Genomic DNA, 13,782 nt, shown 5'->3' with positions numbered 1-13,782 from the left:
CCATGACCAAGCGTTTCGATGTGGGCGGCGTCGCCGTTTCGGGGGATCACTTCATCGGCGGTGAGCGGATCTCCTCGCCCGGGACCTTCGAGACCCGCTCCCCGCTCGACTGGTCGAACCTGCTGCTCGGCGAGGTCGCCCGCGGCGATGCGGCGACGGCGGACCACGCCGTGCGCGCGGCCGCCGACGCCTTCCCCGCCTGGGCCGCGCTGAGCCCGCAGGAGCGCGGCCGCCACCTCCACCGCCTCGCCGACCTGATCGAGGCGCACAAGGACGCGATCGCGACGGTTGAATGCCTCGACATGGGGCTGCTTGAGGACAGCCTGCGCCTGCGCCTCGTGCCGCGCGGCGCGCTCAACTTCCGCAACTATGCCGACCTTGCGATCGAGCACGAGGAGCGGGTGTGGTCCTCCAAGGGCACCGCCAACCGCGTCATCCGCATGCCGGCCGGCCCGGCTGTGATCATCACGCCGTGGAACGCGCCCTTCATGCTCTCGACCTGGAAATGCGCCCCGGCGCTCGCGGCAGGCAACACGGTGATCCTGAAGCCCGCCGAATGGTCCCCGCTGTCGGCTTCGGTGCTTGCCGACCTGATCGCCGAAGCGGGGATCCCGCCCGGCGTGTTCAACATCGTCCAGGGGCTTGGCCGCGAGGTCGGCGATGCGCTGGTGCGCCATCCGGGGGTGCGGCGGATTTCCTTCACCGGCTCGGTGCCGACCGCGCGGGTCATCGGCCGGGCGGCGGCGGACAACATCGTGCCCTTCACCGCCGAACTCGGCGGCAAGTCCTGTCTGCTGGTCTTCGCCGACGCCGATATCGAGGCCGCCGCGAAAAAGGCCGCCGGGCAATATGACGACAGCGGGCAGGTGTGCATGGCCGGCTCGCGCCTGATCGTCGAGGAGAGCGTGCGCGAGGAATTCCTCGCCCACTTCCACCGCTTCACCGATGCGCACGTGATGGGCGACAGCCGCGATCCGGACACCACCATGGCGCCGATGATCCACCCCGATCACGTCGCGCGGGTCGAAGGCTTCATCGCCCGCGCCCGTGCCGCCGGGGACCGGATCGTGCGCGGCGGCAACCGCCCGCACGCCGACGGGTTGTGGATCGAGCCGACCCTGATCGAGCCGGCCAGCAACGATTCCGAAGTCGTGCAGAGCGAGATCTTCGGACCCGTGCTCACTTTCCAGACCTTCGCCGACGAGGCCGAGGGCATCGCGCTGGCCAATTCGACCGCCTATGGCCTCTCGGGCATCGTCTACACCGGCAGCGCCGCGCGGGCCGAGCGGGTCGGGCGCGCGGTGCGGGCGGGGACGGTGTGGGTCAACACCTTCCTGGTGCGCGATCTCACCGCCCCCTTCGGCGGGATCGGCATCAGCGGCCTGGGGCGTGAGGGCGGCCACTTCGCGCTCGAATTCCATTCCGACCTCAAGACCCTCCAGATCCTCGAAGGCTCCACCGCGTGAGCCGCAGGCTGTCGCTGATCCTCACCGGGCTGATGCTCGCGCTGGTGGTGGGGGTCGGGGTGTACCGCTCGCTCGATACCGCCTCGGTCGAGCGGCTTGCCGCCTTCCCCGAGACGCGCTTCCCCGGCGAGGCGGCGGCGGACTGGCCGACCTATGGCGGACAGCCGGGCGGCACGCAGTACAGCTCGCTCGACCAGATCAACCTTTCCACCATCGCCGCGCTCGCGCCCGCCTGGACCTTCCACACCGGCGATCTGTCCGACGGCAGCGACGGCGGGGACATGACCAACTACCAGGTCACCCCGATCCTCGCCGAAGGCCGGCTGCTGCTCTGCACGCCCTACAACAACATCATCGCCCTCGACCCCGCGACGGGGCGCCAGCTGTGGCGCTACGATTTCGGCAAGGCGAAGACCGAGACAATGTATGGCTACCACAATTGCCGCGGGGTCGCGCACTGGGCCTCCTCGCGGGCGGAGGACAAGGGCAAGGCCTGCGCTGCGCGCGTGCTGATGGGCACCGACAACGGCTTCCTCGTCGCCGTGGATGCCGCGAGCGGCAAGCCCTGCGCGGATTTCGGCGCGGGCGGACGCATCGATCTCAATGCCCTCGACTACAAGGGCGAGGGCAACATCTCGATGACCTCGCCCCCGGCGATCTACCGCGACGTGGTGATCGTGGGCGGCACGGTGATCGACAACAAGTACGAGGATTCGCTCGACGGCATCGTGCGCGGCTTCGACGTGCGCACCGGCCGGGAATTGTGGAGCTGGAACCCGATCCCCGCCGCCCTCACCGACAAGGTTGGCGGCGCCAATGCCTGGGCGCCGCTGGCGATCGACGCGGAGGCCGGCCTCGTCTTCCTGCCGACCGGCAGCCCCAGCTACGACACGTTCGGGGTGAACCGCATCGACGCCATCCCCGACGGCAATGCCGTGGTCGCGCTCGATGCTGCCACGGGGGAGAAGCGCTGGTCGTTCCAGACCGTGCATCATGACCTGTGGGACTACGATCTGCCCTCGATGCCGACGCTGGTGACGCTGCACCGCGAGGGCAAGGCCGTTCCCGCGGTGATCCAGGCGACCAAGACCGGGTTCGTCTTCACCCTCGACCGGCGCACCGGCCGGCCGATCCACCCGGTCGAGGAGCGGCCCGTCCCGGCCTCCGACGTGCCGGGCGAGAAGGCCTCGCCCACCCAGCCGGTTCCGGTGAGGCCCCGCCCCTTCACCTCGCAGGCCATCGCGCCGGAGGACGGCGCGGATGGCCTGTGCCGCAAGCGGATCGCCGCCTACCGCAACGAGGGGATCTTCACCCCGCCGAGCGTCAGGGGGGCGATCCTCCACCCGAGCTTCCTCGGCGGGTCGAACTGGGGCGGGATCGCCTATGACCAGCGCAGCGGAGTGGCGGTGGTCAATTCGTCCAACCTCGTCTCGCGCGTCTCGCTGATGCCGCGGGCCGAATTCGACGAGGCGAAGCACAAGACTGCTGGCGTCTCGACATACGAGATGCGCGGGTCGCCCTACGTGATGCTGCGCGAGGCGCTGTTCTCGAGCATCGGCACGCCCTGCAATCCGCCGCCGTGGGGTGCGCTCACAGCGATTGACATGAACAGCGGTACGATCGTGTGGCAACGGCCGTTCGGCAAGGTCGAGTTCGGCCCCGGCGTGAAATCACTCGAGAGCTGGGGCGCTCCCAACCAGGGCGGGCCGATCATCACGGCGGGCGGTCTGATCTTCATCGGCGCGAGTCTCGACAGCAGATTGCGCGCCTTTGACCTTGCCACTGGCAAGGAAGTTTGGAGCGCGTCCACCCCGGCCCCGGCAACGGCCACGCCGATGACATACATGGCGGGCGGCAGGCAGTTTGTCGTGGTCGCGGCCGGCGGGCACGGCGCTTTCGGCACGCAGCTGTCGGACGCGATCGTCGCCTTCGCCCTGCCCTAGGCTAGCCTCGTCCCGCATCGGCCAAGTCGGCATAAATGTCGCGGCACGATCCGATCACCAGGTCAGACCGCCGAGCGCGGCATCATTCCGCTGGCTGCACCGACCGGGCAATGAAAGTCGTCATGATGTGGCGCACATCCCGCGCCATCTCGGCGGGATAGGCGATATCGCCATTAAAAACGACGACCATGTCCATCTCGTCGAGCACGAAGATGTCCTGTCCCGCCCAGCCTCGAGCCGCGGCAACATCGGCGATTCCGAAATTCTTCTCGATCCACATCTGGAAGCCGTATTCGCTCCCGTAATCGGTGGGATTGTGACCGCGTGTGGCCTCGTCGACATACTCGCGCGCGATCAACTGCCGACCCTGCCATTCGCCCTCGTCGAGCAAAAGCTGGCCGAACTTCGCCGCATCCTTTGGACGCAGGTAAAGCTGCCAGCCTCCCTCACTCTGCCCATCGGCATGTGCGCGCCATACGTAATCGGCTATGCCGAGCGGACCGAACAGCTTCTCGCGTGCATATTCGGCAGCAGGCTTTCCGCTCCTTGCGGTGATGATCGCGGAAAGAAGATGCGAACTGCCAGTGTTGTAGAAGAATGTTTGGCCTGGCTGGCTGACCAGCGGTTCGCCGAGCACGTAGGCAACCGAATCCTTTGCCGCCGCCATGAACTCGAACGACCGTTCCGGCCCGAAATCGGTCCACTTGAGGCCTGAAGTCATCGTCAGCAGATGTCGCAGCGTGATCTGCGCTTTGGCACCTTGTAGGAGCTGGCGGTAATCGGGAAGCAATTCGGCGACCGGCTGGTCGAGGCTGTCGATCAGTCCTTCCTTGAGAGCAATCCCGATCAGTGCAGCGGTGAACGTCTTGGTCGCCGATTGCATATCATGGCGCGCCTCGGCTTTGAAACCGTTATAATATCTTTCGAAAACCACCTCGCCACAATGCCGGACAACAAAGCTCTCGATGTGGGTCTCACCGGCCTCGATCCATCTCGCCGCCTCTTCCAGCACCTTGCGGTCAAGGCGTGCGCTTTTACAGGGGACAGCGATTTCCCCCGCCGGGGCCGGTTCTGCCGCGCGCGTCGGTGATCCCCACAGCGCGATCACCGCCATCAAAAGTCGTGAGGTCCCCAAGATTTCTTTGCGCATTAATGCCTCCGGGTCTGCCACGGGTGCGGGACCCACCTGGCCGCTGCAAACGGTCTTGCTGGGCAGAGGTCCGCCTAACGGCGGTCTGCATGACGATAGACCATTTCGCCGCCGATATATGTCGCGAGCACCTTGGTCGCATGGATCTCGGTCACGGGAATCGCGAATATGTCGCGGTCGATGACGATCATGTCGGCGGATTTGCCGACCTCCAGCGACCCGGTCAGATTGTGAAGCCCAAGCTGGCGGGCGCTGTCGAGCGTCATCACCCGCAGCGCGATCTCGAGACCGACGCGCTGCTCGGGTGCGAGCGGCTCGGAATCGCCACCGGGCACCTGCCGAGTTACCATCGTCTCCAGAGCGGTCCAAGGATCGGGCGGAACGACAGGCCAGTCCGAACCAACCACCGTCAGCACCCCTGCCTTGATCGCGCTTCCGATCGCGTAATAATCCTTCATCTTGTCCGGCCCGACCTGCGCGGCGATGTCTCCGACTACCGGGCCGGGATACCAGATCACCGGCGAAAACTCGATGGTGGCGTGCAGTTTGCGGGCGACCGCAATGTCTTCAGGGACGATGAAGCTGGTATGGCCAACGCTGTGCCCTAGGCCCGAATAGCCGTTGAGAGCGCGCGCCCTTGCGATCGCTCCGAGGGCTTGCCGCACAGCGCTGTCGCCAGCCGCATGAAATTTTACCGTCAGCCCCTGCCGGTCAAAACCGGCAACCTGCGCGTTGAGTACCTCATCGGGCTGGACCAAGAGAATGCCGTGTTCGGGCGGAGCAGAATGGACATGACCACGCCCCACATATGCGTCGAGCATGGCCGCAGTGCGCGCTGCGGTGGGAACGCCGTCGAGGAAAATCTTCACGCAGTCCGGCTGAACGTTGCGCCGCGCGTAAAGATTGCGTCGCGCGATCGCGTCTTCCGCGAGCGACCAGATGCAGGTGCGGACATACTGTTTCATGTCGCCCCGATCGGAGAGGGCGGCATAGGCCTGGAGCTGTTCGAAGGTAGTTGAAGCGTCGACGAATCCGATGATCCCCTGCGCAAGAAGCTGCGAAGCACCCCATTTCACCGCATCCTCTATCACCGCCATTTCTGTCGACGGGATGACCGCAGTGACCAGCCGCATGGCGCTTTCGTGCAGCACGCCGGTTGGCCTGCCTTGACGATCACGATCGATCACACCGTTGGGCGGATCGGCGCTGTCCGCGCCGACGCCTGCGAGGCGTAGCGCGGCACTGTTCGCCCAGCCGGTGTGCCCGCTGAAATCGGCGATGAACACGGGATTGTCCGGCGCGACTTCGTCGAGATAGGTGCGATCCGGATAGGGCACGCCGAGCTGGTCGGCCTGATATGCCTTGGCAAGCACCCATTCACCCGGGCGCCGCGCAGCGACGCAACCGGCCACAGTCTGCTTGAGCAATGCCAGATCAGCCGGGAAGGGGATCGTGCAGTAATTGCGATCCATGCCGGCGAGGCCGGGGTGGATGTGCATGTCGAATAGCCCTGGAAGCACCGTCAGCCCTCCGAGCTCGGAGGTTTGCGTATCCTCGGTGCGATGCGGCGCCACATCCTCAGCGGTCCCGATCGCGACGATGATGCCCTTGTTCAAGGCCATGTGAGTGGCCCAGCCGTCCGGGGTGTAGAACCGGCCATCGGCATAGATCGTCTCGGCCGGGAGAGGAGGGGCGGGCGCGGCGGGGGATTCGAATTGAGACTGTGCCGGTACCGCCATCGTCAGCGCAGCTAGGCCCAGGCCGATGTGCAAGGGGGTCACGTTTCGCATTCTGACCTCTGTGTCCTATGATGGAGCAGAATAGGACGCCGCAGCTCTCAGGACCAATCAGCCGGCAATCTTGTCCGGTTATGACAAGCACAGCTGACTTTTGCGCCCTCGGCGTACTGCGTGTCGGGGCGTTCATCGAATGCCTTGCGGTGCGGAACGCGACGACGGCCTTCGATGTCTTGCCGGCCGTCCCGGCGCTGTCGGCGGAGCAATCCTTCCGGGCAGCAGTTCCCCGCGGAGCGCCGCATCAGCGCTGGAGCACCGGGCAACCGAGCATGCTGCGCTGACCGTCTACAACGAAAGGACCGGCCGAGCGCCACAAGTGTCGGCTGGCGCAAAAGAACCTTGGGGTAAAATGATCAGCCGCCTGCGCTGCCGGGGAAGTGCGATGTTGGCATTTTCGGACAATCTTACCGGACCGGTTCAGTGGTTGGGTGTTCTCTGCGACCTTATGGCACTTGACGGAACGATAAAGAGGCGTGCGGAGCGGACCTGTTCGGTCGGCGTACACGTTTCTCGCAGATCATTCACCAAGATGGGGGCGTACAAATGAACCGACCGAGAAAGTCCTGCATCAATATCTCCCTTCTTCTTGCTGGAACTTGTTTCGGCACTGCGGCCTATGCGCAGAGCGGTCAGCAAGACGCGCCGGCTGAGCTTCCTGCCGCCGCCGACGTGGCAGCCGAGGAGGAAGAGAAGGCGATCGTTGTCACCGGCTCGCGCCTGCGGAGAAACGAATACACCAGCCCCTCCCCGCTGAGCGTCCTCGACATCGAAGAGGCGCGCAATATCGGCGTGAACTCCGTTCAGGAGCTTCTTTCCCGCTCGGTCCAGGCGAACGGTGCTCAGATCGACCTCAGCCGTGACGACAGCCCGGGCGGCGTCAACGGCACGATCGGGACACTTCCACCCGGAGGCGCCGGTTCGTCCAACGTCGCGTTGCGCGGCCTAGGCCCGGAACGGACCCTCGTGCTCGTCAACGGACGCCGATTGGCTTCCACGGGGGTGCGAGGCGCACCTTCGCAGCCTGACATCAACCTCATTCCCTTCAGCATGATCGAGCGTGTCGAGATTGCGACCGACGCCGGCTCCTCGGTCTATGGCGCTGACGCCGTGGCGGGCACCGTCAACGTGATCCTGCGCAACGACTTCGAAGGATTGGAACTTTCCGGCACCTACGACGCACCCGAAGCTTCGGGCGGAGAACTCTATCAGTTCGGCTTCCTCGCCGGCGCGCAGGCGGACCGGGCCCGTATCCTGTTCGGCGCGGAGTATTTCGACCGGCAGCGCGTGCTGGTGAGCCAGCGGCGCTTCACCCGTAACGGATTGCGGGCGATCCGGGTCAACGAAGCCGGTGAACTGCTCGACCCACAGGGAATCGGAGGCATCCTGGACGGCGCATCTGACAACTTCGGCTTCCTGTTCGGCGCACCGACCAACGCAGCCTTGAACCCGACCTTCCCAGGCACCAACCGGCCAGTGCTTAACCCGTTTTTCAACTTCGTGGCCTATACGCCCGGCGAAAGCGATATCGGGATTGCCAATTTCTCGACGTTCTGCGGGATCGACCGTCCCGGCGGGCTAGAGGCACCCGCCGGTCTTCCGTCCTTCTGCACCGCGAATGGCGTGCGGCCCAATGCCAACCTCCCAACCCTGTCGCTGCGTGAGCTCAATGATTTCGACGAGCGCCAGAACTCCGATCTGGTGGGCGGTTTCGAGCGCCTTTCGCTGGTCGTCAACGGCGAGGTCGATCTCAACCTGTTTGGCCACGAAAGCCAGTTCTATTTTGAGGCGATGTATCTCAACCGCCAGTCGCGCACCGTCTTTGCCGCGCCGAACTCGATCTTTCCCCTCGTTCCGGCCGATATCCCGGTCGTCGATGCGGTGACGGGGGAAAGGACCGGCGCCTTCGTCGACAATCCGCTCAACCCCTTCGACGGTGTGGGCTACTTGCCGATCCTCAGCCTTGAGGATTTCCAACAGGACTTCGACGTAGAGCTGCAGCAGTCCCGGGTCGTGACAGGTCTGCGAGGCGATTTCACCGACGGCTGGCTAGGTCGCAAAAACTGGTCGTATGATGCCTACTTCAGCTATGATCGCGGCGTCGGCTTCGTGTCGCAGCCGACGATCTTCACGCCGCATTTCGTGCAGGCGATCTACGGCGTCGCCCAAACCACTGACGGACGCGTGGTCTGCGGCATCCCCGGCTTCAACCTCGGAGCCGCCCCGGTAGACTCCTCGGTCGCGATTCCCAACTGCGTTCCGATCAACTGGGGAAGTGCCTCGCTCTACACCGGTGGCACTTTCGGCGGCGGCACCTTCGGGACTCAGGCCGAACGGGACTACCTGACCGTGCTACAGACCAACCGCACGGTCATCGAACAATATGTTGGCTTCGGGTTCCTGCAAGGTGAGTTGTTCGATTCGCCATGGGGCGATGCCATCACGGTCGGCTTCGGCGCCGAGTTTCGCCGCGACATCATCGATTCCCAGGCAGACGTAGCGAGCGTTCAGGGCGCAAGCTTTGCCCAGCAGGAAGGTCTGACCCGCGGATCGCGGGACTTCAGGGAAGTCTTCGGCGAAATCGACATACCGCTTGTGGTGGGCCGTCCCGGTATCGAGTTGCTGAATCTGGATGGTGCTGTCCGCTATACGGACGAAACCAACTTCGGCGACGATCTTACCTTCCGCACCCGGCTCCAGTACAAGCCTGTAACGTGGTTCTCGCTGTCGGGAGGATATGGAACATCTTTCCGGGCACCGAACCTGCGCGAATCCTTCCTCGCCGATCAGATCGGCGGTGCCGCGGGCTCGCTCGATCCGTGCAATTCGGGTCAGATCACCTTCGCGCTCCTGGCCGGGGGCGACTCCGATCCGGCATTCGTCAACCGGATCAACAACTGTGTCGCCGATGGCGTGGTCTTCACCGATTCCAACAACAACGGCTTCCTCGACACTACGGCACTTGGAACGCGCGGCGATGTCGGCATTGGCGTGATCCGTGGCGGGGCAGCGGACCTGCTGCCGGAAACGTCGAGAACCTTCACTGTGACTGCACAGTTCGAACAGCCTTGGACGAGTGCTTTCAACTTCTCGGTGGCGGCCAGCTATTTCGACATTCAGATCGAGAACACGGTGCGCGAGACCGCCCCCGAGTTTGTCATTCAGCAATGCTACCTGAACCCCGAGTTCCCCGAGCTTTCGAACCCTCTATGCGATCGGGTGACACGAACCATCGGAACTCCGGGCGGAGTGAACGACGGGATTGCGACGGTCGATGCGTCTTTCATCAACGTCGGCGAAATCACCGCGCGCGGCATCGACATAGCCACCTCCTTCGGCACTGAGCTGGGCTTCTGGAAAATCGACGGCGAGGCGGTGTACCTGAACTGGTCGACGGCGACCGCGATCCTGCTCGAACAGGAAGAGCAGGTTGCCCCCACTGCACCTCGCGACGACAATGTTGGCGAGATCGGTTCGCCGGGCACCCGCTTCTTCAACACTTTCTCGTTGGGGTGGCGCGGTATCAACTTCCTGATGCAAAACCGCTTCATCGGTTCGCAGCAGCAGGACGACACGCCCGTGACGGCCTTCAGCGTGTTCGGCCGCGATCCCAGCGGCCAGCTCACGCGGCCCGTCAGCTGGGTGGGTTCCCAGTGGATTCACGATATCGCCATCTCGTTCACCCGTGGCAAGTATACGATCTCGGCGGGTATCAACAACGTAACCGACGAAGAGCCGCCACTGGTGGATTTCGGAGTCGGCGCGCCGAACAACAACAACGCGGTGACCGGGACGGGCTATGACCTTTTCGGCAGGTCGTTCTTCGTGAGCGCACGCGTCTCGCTGTAGGCCGGATGGATGGAGCAGGCATGGTCGTGACACAGGCGAAGCCCGGCAACGTATCGATCATGCGGGCCGCGCGGTGGCTGTTGTGCGGTATCGGGTTGGTCGGATCAGTCGCTGCGGGGCAGGCCCAGACGCCCGCCCCGCTCGATCCCGCAGCGTTGCTGCAGGCGTGCGAGACCCGCGGGCTCGACGATGCGGCGAAGATCGAGTGCCTGCGCGCGGCGCTCTTGTCCTTGTCGCGCAGCGAGGAGGCCGTCGCGCCGGCCATGCCGGCACCGCCGGTCGCTGCCCCTTCTTCCAAGCCACCGCCGGTCGCCGCCGTCACCGGCATCGCAGCCGAGCAGGTGGAACGGATCCGGCGACGGGAAAACCCCAAGGTTGAAAAAGACGAAAAGGTGGAGGTCGCCTCTTTGGTCGTGGACCACGCGCGTTCAGCGTCGGGCAGGCTCGTGCTGGTGCTCGAAAACGGACAGGCTTGGCGCCAGCGCGATGCCGATCCTGTTCAGGTCCGCCTCAAGGAAGGGGAGCGGGCCAGAGTCATCATCCGGCCTGCCGCTCTCACGGGGTACCGGCTCGACTTCCCCGACAAAGGGCTGATCATCAGCGCCGAAAGGGTCCGTTGAAGGCCACAGCAAGCGGTTGGAACCGGCATTTCACGCGGCAGCGCCTGCCGAGTGGCCGGTCGCTCGACGAGAGGATCAGCTGAACGGGGCGACAGGTTACCACGTGGAGGACGAGGCATGGCTTGGAAAAGGAACAGGGCGCTGGTGACGGCTGCCGCGATTATCACATTTTGCGGTGCCACCGTGGCCGAGCCGAAAGAAGTGAGTGCGGATGGGAAGCAGGCCGACACCGTCGTGACCGGCGGGCGGATCAAGACCCCGCAGGGGTGGGCTCAGGCCATGGCGATTAAGGACGGCATCATCATTGCGATTGGCAGCGACGCGGAGCTCGCGACAGAGGTCGCAACCGCGCGCGAACGCATCGACCTGGGCGGCGCGTCGGTATTTCCCGGCCTTCAGGACATGCACGTCCACCCGGTGTTCGCAGGCCTTGAGCAGATGGGCTGCATGTTCCCCTACGGCGCTCCGCCCGAGGCGATCGCGGCGCGGTTGCGCGAATGCGTTGCGGCCGCCGAGCCAGGCGAGTGGATCATCGGGGGCAACTGGGTCGCTGCCGTGTTCGCGCCGGGCGAGCAGACCCGCCACTGGCTCGATCGGATCGCACCCGACAATCCCGTCATGCTCGAGGACGAGGCCCATCACAGCCTATGGGTCAATAGCCGTGCGCTGGAACTGGCCGGTCTGACACGGGTATCGCCTGACCCGGTCGGCGGGATCATCGAGCGCGAGGCGGACGGCAGCCCCAACGGCCTGCTGCGCGAGACGGCGGTGGAAGCGGTTTCAATCGTGGCTCCCAAGCCGACCAGCGAACAGCGCCGCGAGGCGCTCGTCTGGGCCTCGCGGGAAATGCTTTCCTACGGCATCACCTCCTACATGATCGCCAGCATCCGCGATGAGGAACTCGCAGACATCGCCGCACTATCCGGCAGCGAAGACATCAAGCAGCGCGTGCGTGGCTGCATGGTGTGGGCTCCCGCAACGGCCAGCAGTCCCGAATACGGGCTCGATCTGATCGCCCGGCGCAATCTCTTCCGCACGCCGCGCTTCCAGCCCGACTGCGTCAAGATCTTCCTTGATGGCGTGCCGACCGAGAGCAGGACTGCAGCGATGCTCGAGCCTTATCTGCATGCCGGGGCGACGAGCCCGCACGATCACGGCACCCTGATGGTCCCGCAAGAGGAACTCGACCGCAAGGTCGCCGAGTTCGATCGCCAAGGTCTCCACATCAAGTTTCACGCTGCCGGCGATGGTGCCGTGCGCGCAGGCGTGGACGCGGTGGCCCATGCCCGCAAGGTCAACGGCATTGGCGGCCCTTCTCATCATGTAGGCCATACCACCTTCGCCGCCGCCTCAGACTTCGCCAGGGCCGCCGAAGTTGGCCTCGCGATCGAATTTTCGCCTTACATCTGGTATCCCACACCCATTGCATCGGTGGACATCGCGCGGGTTGTAGGCTCCGAGCGAATGGAGCGCTGGGTACCGATACGCGATGCATTGGACAGCGGCGTGCTAGTGGTCGCCGGGTCGGACTGGTCGGTTGTGCCCTCCGTCAACCCCTTTCTTGCGATCGAAACGATGGTGACCCGGCAAAAGCCCGGCGGGAGCGAAGAAACGCTGGGCCTCGGTCAGTCGATCAGCATCGACGAGGCGCTTGAGATTTTCACCGGCAACGGTGCCCGGATCATGGGGCTTCGCGACCGTGTGGGTACGCTCGAAGTGGGAATGGAGGCCGACTTCTTCATCAGCAGGGATAACCTGCTCGAAATGCCGCTCTCAGAAATCCACAAGCTGAAAGTCGAGGAAACCTGGATCCAAGGAGAGAAAGTGTACGATCGCTCAGAACTATAAACCGCATTAATGGGACGAGAACTACTTTGGCAGAAGTGCATTTTTGACATTCCCAGGAGTCGCTTATGGTGATTCATGTGGTGCCAACTTGTGAAGGCTGTGAAGCGTCCCGGGTTTTCCGCAGGCGTGTTCGTTTGGGTCATGCGACCACATCGAGGGTCTCTCTGGCTGCATAGTGGTTCGCCTCGGCCTCGGCGGGCGGGATATGCCCGATGAGGCCGGATAGGCGGTGATTGTTGAACCAATCGACCCAGCGCAGGGTTGCCATTTCCTCGGCCGATACGCTGGGCCAGGATCGCTGCGGCCAGATCACTTCTGCTTTGTAGCGACCGTTGAACGTCTCGGCCAAGGCATTGTTATAGATGTCGCCGATGCTGCCCACAGACGGGACGAGGTTGGCCTCTGCCAAGCGCTGGATGTAGTTCATGGCGAGGTATTGGGTTCCCCTGTCACTGTGATGGATCAGCCCGTCCTCGGGGCTGGGCCTGCGGGCATGGATCGCCTGCTCAAGAGCATCGAGCACAAAGCCCGCCGTGGCGCTGGAGCTGAATTTCCAACCCACGATCCGCCGGACGAAGGCATCGATCACGAAAGCAACGTAAAGGAACCCCCCCACGTATGGACGTAGGAAAAATCGACCACCCACAAAGCTTTCGGCCGGCTGACGCGGAACTCGCGGTTGACCTTGTCGAGCGGGCACGGCGCCTTGGGGTTGCTGACGGTGGTCACCGTCGCCTTGCCCCGCCGCACGCCTGCCAGAGCCGCCGGTGGGCGAGACGGGGAAAGGGATGGTGTCGGTCACGGTGCCTCACCTTCCTAGATCAAGCCCTGTCGCGGCGGAGTGATCGATCATTGTTCAAAAGCTCTCGATCGCGCCGATATCCACGCCGGAACCGCGCGGACGACGGTTGCCGAGGATGTCGACTGCCGGGCTCCCCAGCGTACGCGCCGCGTCGATCGCAGGGCTGCCGGTCAGCAGACGGAAGTCCTTCTTTGCGGGGTCGGCGAAGCGCGGAGATTGTGCAACCTGAGGTCTGGAAATTCGGATTTGGGATAGTCAGTCATTCTGGCATTCCCACTTGATGTAGGCCTTGTTTTCGGAGGCCCATTTTT

Annotated in this window: 8 protein-coding genes and 1 pseudogene; 5 read left to right on the top strand and 4 right to left on the bottom strand. The window is 64.2% G+C overall.

What is annotated here, in order from left to right; translation table 11 throughout:
- Positions 1-2: 2 nt before the first annotated feature.
- A complete protein-coding gene (locus C0V72_RS12940) occupies positions 3-1,466 on the top strand; it encodes an aldehyde dehydrogenase (RefSeq protein WP_101794563.1) in 1,464 nt (487 codons plus the stop codon).
- A complete protein-coding gene (locus C0V72_RS12935; RefSeq protein ID WP_101794562.1) occupies positions 1,463-3,409 on the top strand; it encodes a pyrroloquinoline quinone-dependent dehydrogenase in 1,947 nt (648 codons plus the stop codon). Before C0V72_RS12940 ends, C0V72_RS12935 begins: the two co-directional genes overlap by 4 nt.
- Positions 3,410-3,491: 82 nt before the next feature.
- Here C0V72_RS12935 and C0V72_RS12930 read toward each other — a convergent pair whose 3' ends face one another.
- Together C0V72_RS12930 and C0V72_RS12925 are read right to left on the bottom strand one after the other, a co-directional pair.
- Complete coding sequence (locus C0V72_RS12930) at positions 3,492-4,421, bottom strand: serine hydrolase domain-containing protein (RefSeq protein ID WP_172439021.1); 930 nt, start codon at positions 4,419-4,421, stop codon at positions 3,492-3,494.
- A gap of 212 nt (positions 4,422-4,633) precedes the next feature.
- A complete protein-coding gene (locus tag C0V72_RS12925) occupies positions 4,634-6,298 on the bottom strand; it encodes an amidohydrolase (protein ID WP_172439020.1) in 1,665 nt (554 codons plus the stop codon).
- Between the two features lie 600 nt (positions 6,299-6,898).
- On the opposite strand from C0V72_RS12925, the gene C0V72_RS12915 reads away from it, so the two are divergent.
- The 3 genes from C0V72_RS12915 to C0V72_RS12905 all read left to right on the top strand — a co-directional run bounded on the left by C0V72_RS12915 (position 6,899) and on the right by C0V72_RS12905 (position 12,669).
- Positions 6,899-10,201, top strand: a complete 3,303-nt coding sequence (locus C0V72_RS12915; protein ID WP_101794558.1) for a TonB-dependent receptor domain-containing protein — start codon at positions 6,899-6,901, stop codon at positions 10,199-10,201.
- Positions 10,202-10,227: 26 nt separating this feature from the next.
- The gene (locus C0V72_RS12910) at positions 10,228-10,821 is read left to right on the top strand and encodes a hypothetical protein (protein WP_143704594.1); all 594 of its coding nucleotides are present in this window, start codon (positions 10,228-10,230) and stop codon (positions 10,819-10,821) included.
- Positions 10,822-10,965: 144 nt separating this feature from the next.
- Positions 10,966-12,669, top strand: coding sequence for an amidohydrolase (locus C0V72_RS12905; protein ID WP_172439019.1), 1,704 nt, complete (start codon positions 10,966-10,968; stop codon positions 12,667-12,669).
- Between the two features lie 139 nt (positions 12,670-12,808).
- Here the strand turns inward: C0V72_RS12905 and C0V72_RS12900 are convergent.
- Together C0V72_RS12900 and C0V72_RS16815 are read right to left on the bottom strand one after the other, a co-directional pair.
- A pseudogene (locus C0V72_RS12900) lies at positions 12,809-13,428 on the bottom strand (IS3 family transposase); the annotation flags it as partial.
- A 97-nt stretch (positions 13,429-13,525) separates the two neighbouring features.
- A complete protein-coding gene (locus C0V72_RS16815) occupies positions 13,526-13,648 on the bottom strand; it encodes a choice-of-anchor Q domain-containing protein (protein WP_442792587.1) in 123 nt (40 codons plus the stop codon).
- Positions 13,649-13,782 lie beyond the last annotated feature (134 nt).

This window comes from Porphyrobacter sp. TH134, assembly GCF_002855495.1.
In the GTDB taxonomy this organism is placed as follows: Bacteria; Pseudomonadota; Alphaproteobacteria; order Sphingomonadales; family Sphingomonadaceae; genus Erythrobacter.
Note: the sequence above shows the minus strand (reverse complement) of the source record. Positions and strands in the feature narration are given on the sequence as shown.